We start from the raw sequence: 16,000 nt of genomic DNA, 5'->3' as shown, positions 1-16,000 counted from the left end.
AAGCGAGATCATTGACCGTATGACCCCCGGCCTGACCGCTCCCGACGTCGATCGGGAGCCCCGAGACGGATAAGCCCGGTTTGCGTTTCAGCCCGCCGGGAGCCACCGCGCGAGGTCCCCGCTCGAGGCGGGGACGATCGGGAGGGTAGTGCTCGCAAATCCCGCCTGTATCGCCGTCGGCCGAACGCAAAAGCGCCGGGAGACGGCTTTCGTCTCCCGGCGCTTTTTTGCCGATGGTCCCGTCAAATCGGATGACGGATCAGGCCGTTGCGGCCTCGCGTGCTTCGCGCCGCCGGTCGCGGATGGTGCGTACCACCGGGAACAGCAGCACCACGGCCGTGAGGATTGCGATGGTCAGCGAGATCGGCCGGGTGAAGAACACCGTCCAGTCGCCCTGAGAAATAAGCAACGCCAGGCGCATGTTCTCTTCGGACATCGACCCCAGGATCAGGCCGAGCACCGCTGGCGCGAGCGGGAAGTCCAGCCGCTCCATGGCATAGCCCAGCATCCCGAACGCGAACATCATGTAGAGATCGAACATGTTGTTGTTGATCGAGTAGACGCCGACGGCGGTCAGGCCGACGATCAGCGGCACGAGCATGACGCGGGGCAGCCTGAGCAGGTGCACGAAGACCTTCGCCCCAAGGAAGCCGCCGATCACGATCAGCAGGAACGATGTGGCGAACATCTGGATCATGAAGCCGTAGACGATGTCGGCGTGATCGCGGAACAGCGCCGGTCCGGGGCGCAGACCGTGGATGAGCAGACCGCCCAGAATGACCGCGGCCACCGAACTGCCGGGAACGCCCAGTGTCAGGGCAGGCACGAGAGCGGCGGAATTGTCGGCGTTGTTGCCGCATTCGCCGGCGGCGACACCCTCAGGCGCGCCATGGCCGAAGGTCTCCGGGTGTTTCGAGGCGCGCTTGGCTTCGTTATAGCTGAGAAAAGCGGCGATGTTCCCGCCGGCGCCCGGCAGCAGACCGACCAGAATGCCGAGGCCGGAGGACCGGACCCAGGTGCGCCACAGAATGCGCCAGTCGGAGAAGATGTGCCGGGATTTGCCGATCTTCAGTTCCGCACTGCTGATGCCGGTCTTGATCGCCTCCTCTGCCATGCCGATCGCCGGTGGCAGGGCATAGAGGCCGGTCAGCAGCACGACAATGTGGAAGCCATCGACGAGGTTGACCGTGCCGAAGGTGAAGCGCTGACCGCCGGTGATCTGGTCGATGCCGACCATGCCGATCATCAGGCCCATGCACGCCGACAGGATTCCCTTGATCGGGCTCTTGCCCAGAAAGACCGATATGCTGGACAGGCCGAAAACGCCGACCCAGAAATATTCCGCCGGTCCGAACGCCAGTGTCACCCGGGATAGTGGCGGCGCAAAGGCCATCAGGGCGACGGCGCTGGCCATACCGCCGATGGCAGACGATACGACAGCGATTTGCAACGCACGCCCGGCCTCGCCTTTCTTGGCCATGGCGTGGCCGTCGAATGTCGTGACGATCGATGCGGGCGTTCCGGGGATTCTGAGCAGAACCGCTGGTATTGCGCCGCCATACATCGCGCCGTTATAGATCCCTGCCATCATGCCCAGTCCGACCAGCGGATCCAGGCCGAAGGTCAGGGGGATCAGGACCGCGATGCCCATTGTCGCGCTCAGCCCCGGCAGCGCACCGATCGCGATGCCCATGGCGACGCCGGCGATCATCGCTAACAAGTTCATCGGCTGAAAGACGATGGGCAGTGCGTGCAGTAGGGGTTCAAACACCTGATTTCTCCAATGGATTGGCACACTGGGGCGGTTTCAGATTAATAAATAGTCCGATATATGTTATCAATGAAATAGACCTCTAGAAAAAGAGCCCGCGTGGAAGCGGTCTTTCGAATATAAGTCGGAATACGACATAGACGAGCAGCATGAAGGCCGCGCCAGAAATTGCGATCATCCTGTAATCCCGGAATCCAAGCAGCAGAACGATCGATACGATCATGATCGCCGTCGAAACGAAGTAGCCCAGTATCCCGATCGCAACGAGATAGATGATGAATCCGAACGACGCGATGAAGAAGTTCACCGGATTCCGGAAGAAGGGGCTGTCGACGTTGGGGTCCTTGGCGGCCTGAGGCTCCAGATCCTTGTTAAAGGATACTGTCCTCAGAAACATCATGATCGACGAGATCGCCATGATAAGCGATACCATCCGAGGAAAAATTGAAGACTCGAATCTAAAGTTGCCACTGGCGATGAAAACTCCAATAGCAAAACATAATAATATCGCCGATGCGATTCGGTCTTTTGCGTAAGGCACGTTTACGTCTCCTCCCACTTTCGGGCCACTTCAGGCGCTCATCCGTATCATCGTCCACATTAGCGACAATCCGCAGCCGTTGGAGTGTCTGCACATATTGAAAATCGCGTGTCAACACAACAAATTTAATTGTCGTACTTTTTTACTACGATAGGGCGAAATATTTTTAATTAATAGAGTCATACGTTCAGCCATATCGGTCTTGGTTGTATACATTTGTATCTTGACATAACCATCATCGGATGCATATCGTTTTGCAAGCACGCAGGTGTACTGCGGCTTTTCTGCGAAGAATTTTCAGGGAGAACGCTCTTATGAACACGTTCAAGAGCATTATCGGCTCGGTCGTTTCGGCCACGGCGCTGGTTGCCGTCGCCGGCGCGGCGCAGGCCGAGTATCCGGAACGGGACATCACCATGGTGATCGCCTATTCCGCGGGCGGCGGTACCGACGTCATGGCGCGGACGATGGTTCCATACTTCGAGGAGTATCTCGGCGGCAACGTCAATGTGACTGTCGACAACCGTCCGGGCGCCGGCGGCGAGATCGGTTTCACGGCATTGGCAGAAGCCGAGCCCGACGGCTACACCATCGGCATGCTGAACATCCCGGCCTTCATCACACCGCTGATTCAGCGCGATCCGGCTTACACACTCGACAGCTATCAGCCGATTGGCAACGTGGTTTCCGATCCGGCCTCGATCGTGGTGCGGGCCGACAGCGACTTTGAAGACCTCGAGGATTTCCTCACCTATATCGAGGAAAACCCCGGCGCCCTCCCGATCGGCAATTCCGCCGTTGGCGGGTCGATGCACACCAGTCTGCTGCGGTTCCTGACGGCGGAAGGGATGGAAGTCACCCATGTGCCGTTCCCGGGCTCCGCGCCCAGCCGGACCGCATTGCTGGGTGGTCACGTCGCCGCGTCGGTCATGGGTCTCGGCGAAGCGGGTCCCTATCACCTGGAAGGCGATTTGCGCATTCTGGCGACGATGGCGGCCGATCGCTGGGAGGAAGTGCCCGACGTGCCGACGTTCCGCGAACTCGGCTATGATATTGTCTCGGGTTCCGACCGCGGCATGGCGGCACCGGCCGGCATTCCCGACGAAATCACCGAAGTGCTGGTCGAGGCGCTGCGTCAGACCGTCGAAGATCCGGAATTCCGGGAAGAGGCGCGCGAGCAGGTTCTGCCGCTTTCCTATATGGCCCCGGACGACTACAAGGCGCATATGGAATCGACCTTGACCCAGATGCAGGAAGTCTGGGAAGTCGCGCCCTGGGCCGATTGATCCACGGCGACGATGGTTGATCACGGGATGGGCGGGGCCGCGGCTCCGCCCGTTTCGCTGAAGGGCCAGGATTTTTCGGCCTGCCGCACACCTCGGCCCCGTAGCGGGCATTGGTGCCGGTTGCGCTGATGAAACCAGCAAGTCGGATGCCTCCCCTTTCATCATTCAGCCACCATAGTGCCGTTCTGCCGCTGCATCAGTGGGCACGTCCGGGCGGATGACTGTCTCGGTTTTTTCCCGAGTTTCGAATACAAGAGACTACGGGGTCAGGGTCGCGCAGCCAATAACACCGGTGCTGCGCCGGTCGTAAATGGCCCGGGTCATCGCCAAAACGACATATATTTTCGCCTCGCAATTGTATGCAGTTGCGCACAGAATGCAAGCCCCTACCTTTCCCATTTGCCTGACCGGACGTTGGACGCGGTTCTCTGACTGTGTGCCCGGCGTGCGGCGAAGGAGCGGAGGGCCGCCTGATGTGCGACCGGCAACGAGCAAATTCCCATAGAGGCAATGTATACTATTGTATTGTGGGGTCCGAACCCCCTATGATGACGCGAGTCTGGTATGCAATCCGCCGTACGGAACTGCCTGAATCGGCTGGTTTCTGCTCATCAATTCAGGCGATGCACGCCGCATTAAAGAGCCCAGCTTAGGAGGAACGACCAATGAAAATGAATACACAGGCTATTACGGCCGCCCTGATGGCCTCGTCCATCCTGGCCGCGCCGGCCGTTTATGCCGACAGCGATTATCCAAACCGCGATATCACGATGCTCGTCGGGTATTCCGCCGGCGGCGGAACGGACGTCATGGCGCGTACCGTGGCTCCGTACCTTGAGGAATATCTCGGCGGCAACGTCAACATCACGGTCGAAAACCGTCCCGGTGCCGGCGGCGAACTCGGTTTCACCGCGATTGCGCAGGCTGAGCCCGACGGATACACGATCGGCATGCTGAACATCCCGTCGTTCATCAATCCGATCATCCAGCGGGATCCGGACTACACGCTCGACAGCTTCCAGCCGATCGGCAACATCGTCACCGATGCGACCTCGGTCGTCGTCCGCGCCGACAGCGAGTTCGAGACACTGGAAGACTTCATCGACTATGTCGAAGCCAATCCCGGCGCGATGCCAGTCGGCAACTCCTCGCTCGGCGGCGCGACCCACACCAGCTTCCTGCGCTTCCTGCACGCCGAAGACCTCCAGGTTACGCATGTGCCGTTCCCGGGCGCGGCACCGAGCCGTACGGCCCTCCTCGGCGGCCACGTCGCGGCCAGCGTCATGGGCATCGGCGAAGCCGGCCCGTACCACCTTGAGGGCGATCTGCGCATTCTCGGCACCATGGCCGCCGAGCGTTGGGAAGAAGTTCCTGAAGTGCCGACGTTCAGCGAGCTGGGCTATCCCATCGTCGCCGGTTCCGACCGCGGTCTGGCTGCGCCGGCCGGTATTCCGGACGACGTCCGTGACAAGCTGGTCGAGGCGGTCGCGCAGATGATCGAGGATGAAGATTTCCGTCAGGATGCGCGCGATCAGGTGCTGCCGCTGAACTACATGGCGCCGGATGCCTATCGCGAGCAGATGCAGAGCACGCTGGACGAGATGCAGGCCATCTGGGACGAAAATCCCTGGGCAAGCTGAGCGGGGCCCGTTGATCCAAGCGTCGGGCAGTCGGGTCAGGCAGGCGGGTTTCGGCCCGTCTGACGGCCCGCGCCCGGCGATCTCGTAGATAAAGATTGCCGGCATCCTTGGTTGTCGGCAATTTTTCGTTCCGATGGATTGCCGACAATGCAGAGCACAGCGCCTTCGGCCGGGGATGCGGCCGTCACCACGACGATCGACGACAATGTCGCCATCGTTACCCTGAACCGGCCCGATGTGCGCAACGCCATCGACGATGCCACGCGGACCACGCTGATCGACACGATCGAGGGTCTGGGTGCCGACGAGGATATCCGCGCCGTTATCCTCACCGGTGCGGGCACGGCTTTTTGTGCCGGGGGCGACATCAGGGGCATGCGCCAGCGTCTGGACGCGCCGATCGGCCGGGTCGGCTATAACGGCTGGAAGCGCCAGAAATCGACCCATCGCGCCATCAACGCCCTGCACAATCTCGACAAGCCGACCATCGCGGCGGTCAACGGCGCCGCCTCGGGCCTTGGCTGCGATCTGGCCTTCGCCTGCGATTTCGTCATGGCGTCGAACGCAGCATCCTTCACCATGGCCTATCTGAAGCGCGGGCTGATTCCCGATGGCGGCGGGCTGTATTTCCTGCCCCGACGGGTCGGTCTGGCGCGCGCCAAGGAGCTGATCTATTCCGCGCGCAAGGTCGGCGCCAACGAGGCGCTGGCGATCGGACTGGCCGATCGTCTGGCCGAGAGCGAGGACCTGCTGGGCGAGGCGAAAGCCTGGGCGGCGGAATTGTCCGTCGGATCGCCGATCGCCCTGTCGCTGGCGAAATCGATCCTGAACCGGTCGCTCGATCTGCCGGTGGAGCAGGTATTTGCCCTTGGCGGCGAAGCGCAGTCGATCTGCTATACGACCGATGAACATCGTGATTCGATCCAGCAGTTCCTCGACAAGGGAAGCAAGGCCAAAAAGGGTGAGCAGTCATGAGCGCCGCCGATGAGAGCGCGACGCCGGACGTGATGCCGGCCTTCACCGGTCTGAAGGTGCTGGAACTGGCGCAAGGCGTCGCCGCACCCTATTGCGGCATGTTGCTGGCGCAACACGGTGCCGACGTCACCAAGATCGAGCCGATCGGCTATGGCGACTGGAGCCGGGGGCTCGGCCGCCGGCGCGGTGATTTTTCCTCGGAATCGATCGTCCTCAACCGCGGCAAGAACAGCCTCGCGCTCGACCTGAAAAAGCCGGAAGGCCGCGATCTCGCCTTCCGGCTGGCCACACAGGCCGATGTCGTCATCGAGAATTACCGCCCGGGCGTGACCGAACGCCTCGGCCTCGACTATGAAGCCGTTCGCGCCAAAAACCCGTCGGTCGTTTATGCCTCCGTCACCGGGTTCGGGCCGATCGGACCGCGCCGGAACCATCCGGCGACCGACACCGTGATGCAGGGCTATACCGGGTTCATGTCGATCAACCGCGATGCCGCCGGCATCCCACGGCGGGTCAACATGCTGGCCATCGACGTGTCCACTGGGCTTTATCTGTCACAGGCCGTATCCGCCGCTCTTTATCGCCGGGCGGTGCACGGCGTCGGTCAGCATATCCGTACCAGCCTGCTGGAATGCGCGATGGCGTTCCAGGAATCGCGGATCGTCGAATACGCGCTGGAGGGGCCGGGCGTCAAAGCCGTCGGCGCCCCGGTCGGCACGTTCGAGACGGCCGATGGTTATCTCAGTCTGAACGCGCGGCGAGACAACCACTTCGAAGCACTTTGCAAACTGCTGGAGCGGACGGAATGGCTGGCGGATGAGCGATTCGGCAGCGAGCAGTCGCGCCTGAGCCACGCCGAAGCCCTGAATGCACTTGTCGAGCCGCTGATCAAGGCGCAGCCGACGCGCTATTGGGCCGATATCCTGTCGAGTGCCGACATTCTGCACGCGCCCGTCTTCGACTATGGCGACCTGATGGAAGACGAACAGGTGCGCGAGATTCAGGCCATCACCTGGTCACAGATCGAGGGTCTGGGGTCGATGCCAGCCGCGCGTCTTCCCGGTCTGCCGCCACCGCCCGATCGCCCGGAAACCGCCCAGCCGCCGCGTGTGGGCCAGCAGGGACGGGCCGTGCTGTCGGCGGCGGGCCTCTCCGACGCCGAAATCGCCGGCCTTGTCGAAAGCGGAGCCGCCGCGCTGCCCGACTGATTGCCATGGCCGAATGGTCAGCGATGGCCTGAATCACGCGCCTTGACCGTGGTTCTGGAACTCTGTGCCCCTCGGAAATGTTGATTGCGCATCGACACGAGGGGAATGGGCAACGCTATGGCGCCGAGGGCGAACTGGCGCGGACATCTGAAAGTGGCGGAGCTGAGTTGCGCGGTCGGCTTGTTCACGGCCGCGTCGACTTCCGAGCGCGTCGCCTTTCACACGATCAATCGCCGTACCGGGAATCGGGTTCAGCGCGAATTCATCGACAGCGGGACCGGGAAAACGGTCGATCGCGACGACCAGGTCAAGGGCTATGAGATCGGCAAGGACGAATACATCGTTCTGGAGCCCGAAGAGATATCCGCTGCGGTGCCGGAAAGCGACAAGATCCTGAACGTCAGAGGATTTCTGCCCTGCGGCGAAATCGATACGGTCTACTTTGACAAACCCTATTATCTGGCGCCCGGCGACAGGACAGCGGAAGAAGCCTATGTGCTGATCCGCGAGGGCATGCGCGCTAAGAATGTCGCCGCCCTGGCGCGTACGGTCTTGTTCCGGCGTTGCCGCACGGTGCTGATCCGCCCGCACGGCGAAGGGCTGATCGCCAACACCCTGAATTTCGACTACGAGGTCCGGTCGGCGGCGGAAGCCTTCGAGCCCATTGCCGACGTCAGAATTCAGGACGAGATGCTGCAACTGGCCAAGCATATCATCGCCACCAAGGCGGGGGAGTTCGATCCGGCCGAATTCGACGACCGCTACGACGCGGCCCTGGCCGAAATGGTCAAGGCCAAGGCCGAGGGCCGGAAGATCAAACCGCCCAAATTGCAGAAGGACGATAAGACCGTCGACCTCATGGAGGCGCTGCGGCAGAGCGCCAGGGCCGCCGATGGATCGAAGCCGTCCCGACCAGCGTCCAAGAAGCGGCAGCCGCGCCGCAAGGCGGGCTGATGAGCCTTGAGCCCTATCGAAAGCGGCGCGATTTCGGTTCGACGCGCGAACCTCCCGGGAAGCCAGTCGGTAAGGAGGGGGCAGCGTCGGGAAACGGTTTCGTCATCCAGAAGCACGCCGCGCGACGCCTGCACTATGATCTGCGGCTGGAGATGGGTGGCGTTCTGAAAAGCTGGGCGGTCACGCGGGGCCCGAGCCTCGTACCCGGCGAAAAGCGGCTGGCCGTGCATGTCGAGGACCATCCGCTGGAATACGGCGATTTCGAAGGCACGATACCCAAGGGCGCCTATGGCGCCGGCACCGTCATCGTCTGGGATCGCGGCACCTGGGCGCCCGTGGCCAGAACGGCGGGGAAGTCCGCTCCGAAACCCGAAGCGGCCTACAAGAAGGGCCACATCGAGTTCGAACTGTCGGGCGAGAAGCTGGGGGGCCGGTGGCATCTGGTGCGGATGGCCGGCAAGCCCCGCGAGAAGCGCGAGAACTGGCTGCTGATCAAGGGCGAAGACGATGACGCCCGGACGGCCGACGACCCCGACATCCTCAGCGAACGACCGGAATCGGTAAAGAGCGGGATGACGATCGAGGCCGTCGGCGCCGACCCTGAGGCCGAAACGCTCAGCGAGGATGACGCGAACGGCACTGATGCCGGGAAAGCAAAGGCCGAAAAAGCCACGATCAAGGTTCCGGCGAAGGCCAAAAAGGCGAAGATGCCGGATTTCGTAGAGCCGACACTGGCGACGCTTTCCTCCAGGGCGCCGACCGGCAAGCGATGGCTGCATGAAATCAAGTTTGACGGCTATCGTCTGCAGGCCCGGATCGAGTCCGGCCGCGTGAAACTGCTGACCTGGCGGGGCCATGACTGGACGGCGCGGTTCGGGAATGCAGTGCCGGAGGCGCTCAAATCCCTACCGGTCGACACCGCCATCATCGACGGCGAACTAATAGTGGAGACGGCCAGTGGCGCGTCGGATTTTTCTGCGCTGCAGGCCGATCTGTCCGAAGAGCGCGTCGACCGTTTCGTCTATTACGGCTTTGATCTGCTCTATCTGGATGGCGTCGACTGGCGCGCCGCCTCGCTGGTCGACCGAAAGGCAGCGCTCCGCAAGATCATGGACGATCCGCCGCCGTCGCTTCACTACAGCGAGCATTTCGACGAGGGCGGCGATCTGGTGCTGCGCCATGCCTGCCGGCTGAGTCTGGAAGGGGTGGTGTCGAAGCTTCGCGACCAGGCGTATCGGTCCGGCCGGGGCAAGGGCTGGATCAAGTCGAAATGCGCGTTGCGTCAGGAGTTTGTGATTGCAGGCTTCGTTCCCTCCACGACAACGCAGAGCGCGATCGGTTCGCTGGTTCTGGGTGTCTATGAGGGGAAGTCACTGCGCCACGTCGGCCGGGTCGGGACCGGGTTCAGCGCCGCCGTCGCCCGCGATCTTTATCGCCGCCTGGACGAGATTGCTGTCGATAAGAGCCCGTTTGCCGATCGGCTGTCGGCCGAAGCCGGACGCAAGGTGCAATTCGTGCGGCCGGAACTTGTCGCCGAAGTCGAATTCCGGGGCTGGACCGGCGAAGCCAACCTGAGGCACGCCTCGTTTCGAGGCCTTCGGGACGACAAGCCGGCCGACGAGGTGGTGCGCGAGGATACCGGCGCGGATGAACCGGTGGGCGAGCCGCGCCGGACCGTGAAGCTGTCGCATCCCGATCGAGTCTACTGGCCCGATGCCGGGGTGACGAAAGAAGGTCTCGCGGATTACTACGCGGATATGTGGCGATGGATCGGACCGCTGATCGTCGCCCGGCCGTTGTCACTGCTGCGGTGCCCCGGAGGCATCGCCAGCGGTATCCGGGGCAGTTGCTTCTTCCAGAAGCATGCCTGGAAAGGTCTGAACAAGAATATCAAAACCATCCGTGATCCCAGGGACAAGAGCGGCGAGCCGCTGGTGTCGATCGAGGATTTTGACGGGTTGCTCGGACTGGTGCAGGCCGGCGTGCTGGAGATCCACCCATGGGGGGCGGCGCTTGACGACTGGGAACGCCCGGACATGATCGTCATGGATCTCGATCCGGGCGAGGGGGTGACCTGGGATGCGGTGGTCGATGCGGCGCGCGAGGTCGGCCGGCGGCTGCAGGAGGCCGGCTTGGCAACCTTTGTCAAGACATCGGGCGGCAAGGGCCTTCATGTTGTCGCCCCGTTGATCCCGGCAGCCGGCTGGACGGACGTGAAGGGTTTCGCCAAGGCCATGGCCGATCGGATGGCAAAGGACAGTCCGGATCTCTATGTCTCGACGGTCTCCAAGGCGAAGCGGCGCGGCAAGATCCTGATCGACTATCTGCGCAACGGCCGCGGCGCTACGGCTGTCGCCGCTTATTCCACGCGTGCCCGTGCCGGCGCGCCGGTATCGATGCCGGTCGACTGGAGCGAGATCGGGTCGGTCGGACCGGCCCAGTTCACGGTGCAAAATGCGCCGACACGGGTGCACGGACAATCGGACGATCCCTGGGAGGGTTTTCGCGCGGCCGCCCGGCCACTGCCGACGTTGAGGTAGGAAAAACTAACCCTTCCCGAAAACGTCCCAGTCCCGGACGCGCTGCGGCGCGACAGTGACGCTGTGCCAAGCCGGGCCCCACACTGTCTGCATACTCGCGGAATGTGTGAACTCCTCACAGCGCTTCGTGCTTCCGGGGAGGCGGCAAGAGTCGTCCAATGCCAAAACACGCAGTTACCGTTCACCGTTTGCCGGACTTCTTCTCCGACGCGATGCTCTTGCGCAGAGCGTCCATGATGTCGATGACGTTGTCCACCGCCGGGGCCTCTGTCTGCGCTTTGACTTTGGCCGGGCGTTTTCGGCCCTTCTTCTTGGCCGCGATGATATCGGCCAGCTTTTCCTGAACCGGGTCGGTCACCATGTCCGGATCCCAGGAGGTCGAGCGTTCCTCGATCACCTCCTTGACCAGCTTCAGCAGTTTGCTGTCTGCCTTTTCCCGGTCGATGTCGCCGAAATATTCCGCCGGGTCGCGCACTTCGTCGCCATAGCGCAGTGTCCACAAAATGATGCCCCGCCCGCTTGGTACCAGCATGACCGCGCGTTCCCGGCGATACATGACCAGCCGGGCGATGCCGAATTTCCCGGTCGATCGCATCGCCTCGCGGATGACGGAGAAAGCTTCTTCGCCGACGGCGTCGTCTGGCAGAAGATAGTGCGGCCGGTCATACCAGATCCACCGAACGCTATCGTCGGGAACGAACATTTCGATGTCGATGGTCCGGGTGCTCTCCAGCGCAACGGCGTCGATTTCGTCATCCTCAAGAAGAACGTAGTCGCCGTCGGCCCGTTCATAGCCTTTTACTTCATCGTCGTCGTCCACCACATCGCCGGTTTCGGCATCGACATAGCGGCTGGTGAGCCTGTTGTGGGTTTTTCTGTTCAGGGTGTGAAACTGAATTTTCTCGTTGTCCGTGGTCGCCGGCGTCATGGAGACGCGGCAGGTCACGAGCGAAAGTTTCAGATATCCTTTCCAGAACGATTTTGGTGCCATGGCAACTTTCCTTTTTCTTCCCGGTTGGGAAACTGAGCCATGTCCGATTGGTTCCCGCTCTCCATGGCGCGCAGGTGTCAGGTTCGCAAAAGCGCCGCCAGTGCCCTTCCGGCCTCTTCTGCCCCCGGCCGGCGATGCCAGACCAGGCGCAACGGCAGGTCATAGCGCGGGGCGAGCGGCATGTGAGGCAAATCCGGTGCGACCATGGTCACCGAGGACAGGGGCAGCACCGACATGAATCCGTGATCCATGACCATGTTCAGGATCACCGGAATCGAGTCCACCTCGGTAATGTCCAGGGCGTCGCGGCCGGTATCGTCCAATACGTCCGAAAGCCAGGCGTTGATACACTGGCGAAGGCCGCTGCGTGCGCTCGGCACGACGAATGGCGTGCGTGGTCGTGAGGCCGCAATACGATCTACGGCAAAGCCGACCAGTGCCAGCGTCCCGCTCGACACCGGAATGCTCTCCATGTTCTGCGGCTCGGTAGCTTCCTTCCCGGCATTCGTCGCCGGTCGGGATGTTGCGGTGCCGGGCGTGTCGAGCAGGGCGACGTCGAACATGCCGGTTTTCAGCCCGCGGATCAGTTCCTCCGCCGTCGTCGACTGAATGAACAGCGGGTGGCGCGGGTGCTTTTGCGGCCAGACGGCGGCGAGATGGGCGAGGTGTCGGGCAATCGGGCTTTCATGGCCGAGCGGCATCACCGTGCCCAGCCGTATCGTGCGCTCTGCCGATCGGTGCCGGGCCCCGGAATTGCGGCTGAGCCGCATCCATAGCGCATCGAGAGCGACGGCAAGATCGCGCAGTCTTTCGCCGGCCGGTGTCGGCACGGTACCGGTCGGCAAGCGGTCGAGAAGCGGCCGGCCGATCGCCGATTCCAGCTGGCCCATTTGCCGCGTAAGCTGGGGCTGGCCCACGTCCAGCGCCTGTGCCGCACCGCGTATGCTGCCGACGGCGACCACCCCAACGAAGCGGGACAGTGCGATCAGGCCGATCGGCAGCCGGGCGGCACGATGAACGATGTCTTCTGGCGTCTCTTCCGCCAAGCCATGCGCCAGACAGGCAATACCGACGGCCAGATCCGCCGCACGGTTCAGGTCTGGCAACAGTCGTTCGGCCTCTAGCGTCAGAACCAGTTCCGCGCCGGCACGCACGGCCAGGGCGATGGACAGTTCGGCCTCTACCCGGTCGAGAGCCGTGGCGACGGTGCCCGGCGCCTTGTCGAGACGCCGGGCCGCCGGGCGGATGCCGCGCGCCTCCAGAACCGTTCGCGTCGTGACGAGAGTCGCGACATCCATGGCAGGACCGGGCAAGGGGGAGGGGGGGGGAGGAGCCGGGGTCAGGCCGGAGGCCGGGCGTCACCGTTGGCATCGGCGTCGTCCAGCCCGCGCTTGACCAGCTCGAACACGTTGCGGGACAGATCGGGGATCGCCGAGATATCACGCAAAGCGGACTTCATGCTTTCGGCCCGGGTGGCGTCGTGATGCTGCCAACGGGTCAGCGGTTTTGTCAGGGCGGCTGCCAGTTGCGGGTTCGCGCGGTTGATGGCCTTGATTTCCTCGGCCAGCAGTCGGTGACCGGCGCCGTCCTGCCGATGAAAGGCCACCGGATTGGCCGCCGCGAAGACGCCGATCAGCGAGCGGACGCGGTTCGGATTGGTCCGTGCGTACAGGTCATGGCCGCGCAAGGCAGAGACGGCCTCGACGGTGGCCGGGGACAGCCGCATCGCCTGCAGCGAGAACCATTTGTCGACGACCAGCGCCTCGTCCCGCCAGCGGTCCAGGAACTCGGCCTGGTGGCGATCGCGTTGCGGCCCGTCGGTCTCGTTCAGGGCGATCAGCGCGGCGATGCTGTCGGTCATCGTCGTCGCGTTTTCTGCCTGGGCGGCGGCCAGATCGCGGCCGGTGGCGTCGGTGGTATCGGCGTTGAGCAATGCCAGGATCGTGTTCTTCAGCGCGCGCCGCGCCATCTGCGCGGCATCCAGATTGGCATCGGCGCTGGGGCCGCCGAGAGCCTGATAGCGGGAAACCAGCCGGTCGCGCAGTCGGGCTGCGATCCGCGACCGCGCCCCGGTGCGGGCGGCATGGATCGCCTCGACGGGGATCGGCCTGATATGCTGTGCCAGATCGGTTTCCGACGGCAGCACGAGCATTTCAGCCACCAGGGCCGGGTCCAGCGTCTCGTCCGACACGATCCGTTCCACCGCCTCGATCACCCGGTCGTCGAGGTCGGCGGTGCCGCCGTCGCGAATCGTTGCCGCATGGTCGATCAGAATGCCGCTCATCAGGTCCTGACCGGCATCCCAGCGGCTGAATGTGTCGGGGTCGTGCGCCATCAGGAACAGCAGCCGCTCACGCCCGCGCGGGGCCAGATTGACCGGTGCGGAAAACCCGCGCAACAGCGAGACGGCGGCATTCTCAGGCACATCGTTGAGCACGACCGTTTGCCGCGCGCGTGTCAACGAGACGACGGCGGTCTCGCGTTCGGCGTTGGCGGCGTCGCCGTCAATGGTCACGGGAAGCGGCCTGCCGGAAGGGTCGAGCAGGCCGATCGAAAATGGAATGTGCAACGGCCGTTTGTCGGGCTGGCCGGGCGTCGGCGCGGTCTCCTGGGTGATCGTCAGCGTCAGTTGCCGATTTGCCGCGTCGTGGCTTTCCTCGACCCCGATCCGGGGCGTTCCCGCCTGTTCGTACCACAATTTGAAATGGGAGAGATCGGCGCCGGAAACTTCCTGCATGGCTGCCAGCCAGTCCTCGACCGTGGCGGCGCCATTGTCGTGGCGTTCGAGATAGAGCTTGAGTCCGCGCGTAAAGGCGTCGTCGCCGATCAGCGTGTGCAGCATGCGCACCACTTCGGCGCCCTTTTCGTAGACGGTGGGCGTATAGAAGTTGTTGATCTCGATATAGCTGTCCGGCCGGATCGGGTGGGCCGTCGGGCCGGCGTCTTCCGGGAACTGGACACTGCGCAAGCGCCGCACGGCCTTGATCCGCTCGACCGCCCGGCTGCCGGTGTCGGAGCTGAATTCCTGATCGCGCCACACCGTCAGCCCTTCTTTCAGGCTGAGCTGAAACCAGTCGCGCAAGGTGACCCGGTTGCCGGTCCAGTTGTGAAAATATTCGTGGGCGATCACCGATTCAACGCCGTGATAGTCGCTGTCGGTCGCGGTATCGGGGCGGGCAAGGACGTATTTGGTGTTGAAGACGTTGAGGCCCTTGTTCTCCATAGCCCCCATATTGAAATCCGGGACGGCGACGATCGAATAGACATCCAGATCGTATTCGAGACCGAACCGGTCCTCGTCCCACTTCATCGATTTCTTCAGCGCCTCGAGCGCGAATGCCGATTTGTCGGCGTCGCGCGGCAGCACATGGATGTTGAGCGTAACCGCGCGCCCTGACCGGGTCGTGTAGGTGTCGGTCAGCGTTGCCAGATCGCCGGCGACCAGAGCGAAAAGATAGGCGGGCTTGGGATGCGGGTCATGCCACGTCGCCCAGTGCCGGTCCGGGCCGGCATCGCCACGATCGACGGGGTTGCCGTTGGATAGCAACAATGGGCAACTGCTCCTGTCGCCCATGAGCGTCACGGTGAACACGGCCAGCACGTCCGGCCGGTCCGGATAGTAGGTGATGCGCCGGAACCCCTGCGCCTCGCACTGGGTGCAATAGATGCCGCCGGAACGGTACAGGCCGGAAAGCTCGGTATTGGCCTGGGGATCGATCCGCGTTTCGATGTCGAGAACGAAAGTCTCCGGCACATCCTGAACGGTCAGCGAGGAGTCGTCGGTGACGTAGCGGTTTTCATCAAGCGGTTCGCCGTCCAGGCGGATCGAGGTCAGCGTCAGGCTGTCCGCGTCGCCGTCCAGTACCAGCGGCGCATCGGCCGGCGCCGTGCCGGCAGGATTGCGCCTGACCGCCATGCGCGCCATGACGCGGGTTGCTGTCGGTTCCAGATGGAAAACCAGATCGATGGTGTCGATCAGATGGTCCGGCGGCCGATAGTCCGACAGGCGAACCGGTTCGAATGATCGGGAAACCGCGTCCTGGCCTTCAGCCGCCACCGCATCGCTCATCGTACTCTCCGCTTATTGACCTGTC

General features: G+C 63.0%; 11 protein-coding genes. 6 read left to right on the top strand and 5 right to left on the bottom strand.

What is annotated here, in order from left to right; genetic code table 11:
• Positions 1–259 precede the first annotated feature (259 nt).
• Positions 260–1,771 (bottom strand): tripartite tricarboxylate transporter permease, encoded by a 1,512-nt coding sequence (locus tag ABZ728_RS18185; protein ID WP_366657671.1) that lies wholly within the window; start codon positions 1,769–1,771, stop codon positions 260–262.
• An 82-nt stretch (positions 1,772–1,853) separates the two neighbouring features.
• Entirely contained in the window at positions 1,854–2,312 is a 459-nt protein-coding gene (locus tag ABZ728_RS18180; RefSeq protein ID WP_366657670.1) for a tripartite tricarboxylate transporter TctB family protein, read from the bottom strand.
• 314 nt (positions 2,313–2,626) lie between these two features.
• On the opposite strand from ABZ728_RS18180, the gene ABZ728_RS18175 reads away from it, so the two are divergent.
• The 6 genes from ABZ728_RS18175 to ligD all read left to right on the top strand — a co-directional run bounded on the left by ABZ728_RS18175 (position 2,627) and on the right by ligD (position 10,915).
• Complete coding sequence (locus tag ABZ728_RS18175) at positions 2,627–3,598, top strand: tripartite tricarboxylate transporter substrate binding protein (RefSeq protein ID WP_366657669.1); 972 nt, start codon at positions 2,627–2,629, stop codon at positions 3,596–3,598.
• A gap of 665 nt (positions 3,599–4,263) precedes the next feature.
• Complete coding sequence (locus ABZ728_RS18170; RefSeq protein WP_366657668.1) at positions 4,264–5,238, top strand: tripartite tricarboxylate transporter substrate binding protein; 975 nt, start codon at positions 4,264–4,266, stop codon at positions 5,236–5,238.
• A gap of 147 nt (positions 5,239–5,385) precedes the next feature.
• Positions 5,386–6,213, top strand: a complete 828-nt coding sequence (locus ABZ728_RS18165; protein ID WP_366657667.1) for an enoyl-CoA hydratase/isomerase family protein — start codon at positions 5,386–5,388, stop codon at positions 6,211–6,213.
• Positions 6,210–7,421, top strand: a complete 1,212-nt coding sequence (locus ABZ728_RS18160) for a CoA transferase (protein ID WP_366657666.1) — start codon at positions 6,210–6,212, stop codon at positions 7,419–7,421. The genes ABZ728_RS18165 and ABZ728_RS18160 overlap by 4 nt, the downstream gene beginning before the upstream one ends.
• 84 nt (positions 7,422–7,505) lie before the next feature.
• Entirely contained in the window at positions 7,506–8,375 is an 870-nt protein-coding gene (locus ABZ728_RS18155) for a Ku protein (protein WP_366657664.1), read from the top strand.
• Entirely contained in the window at positions 8,375–10,915 is a 2,541-nt protein-coding gene (gene ligD / locus ABZ728_RS18150) for a DNA ligase D (RefSeq protein WP_366657663.1), read from the top strand. The genes ABZ728_RS18155 and ligD overlap by 1 nt, the downstream gene beginning before the upstream one ends.
• Positions 10,916–11,096: 181 nt before the next feature.
• Here the strand turns inward: ligD and ABZ728_RS18145 are convergent, their stop codons facing one another.
• The 3 genes from ABZ728_RS18145 to pepN all read right to left on the bottom strand — a co-directional run bounded on the left by ABZ728_RS18145 (position 11,097) and on the right by pepN (position 15,975).
• Complete coding sequence (locus ABZ728_RS18145) at positions 11,097–11,906, bottom strand: Ku protein (RefSeq protein ID WP_366657662.1); 810 nt, start codon at positions 11,904–11,906, stop codon at positions 11,097–11,099.
• Between the two features lie 77 nt (positions 11,907–11,983).
• A complete protein-coding gene (locus ABZ728_RS18140) occupies positions 11,984–13,204 on the bottom strand; it encodes a LysR family transcriptional regulator (RefSeq protein WP_366657660.1) in 1,221 nt (406 codons plus the stop codon).
• Between the two features lie 41 nt (positions 13,205–13,245).
• Positions 13,246–15,975 (bottom strand): aminopeptidase N, encoded by a 2,730-nt coding sequence (gene pepN, locus ABZ728_RS18135; protein ID WP_366657659.1) that lies wholly within the window; start codon positions 15,973–15,975, stop codon positions 13,246–13,248.
• Positions 15,976–16,000: the final 25 nt, after the last annotated feature.

This window comes from Fodinicurvata sp. EGI_FJ10296 (assembly GCF_040712075.1).
GTDB lineage: Bacteria > Pseudomonadota > Alphaproteobacteria > DSM-16000 > Inquilinaceae > JBFCVL01.
The sequence above is the reverse complement of the archived record's forward strand: the minus strand, read 5'-3'. Positions and strand labels throughout refer to the sequence as shown.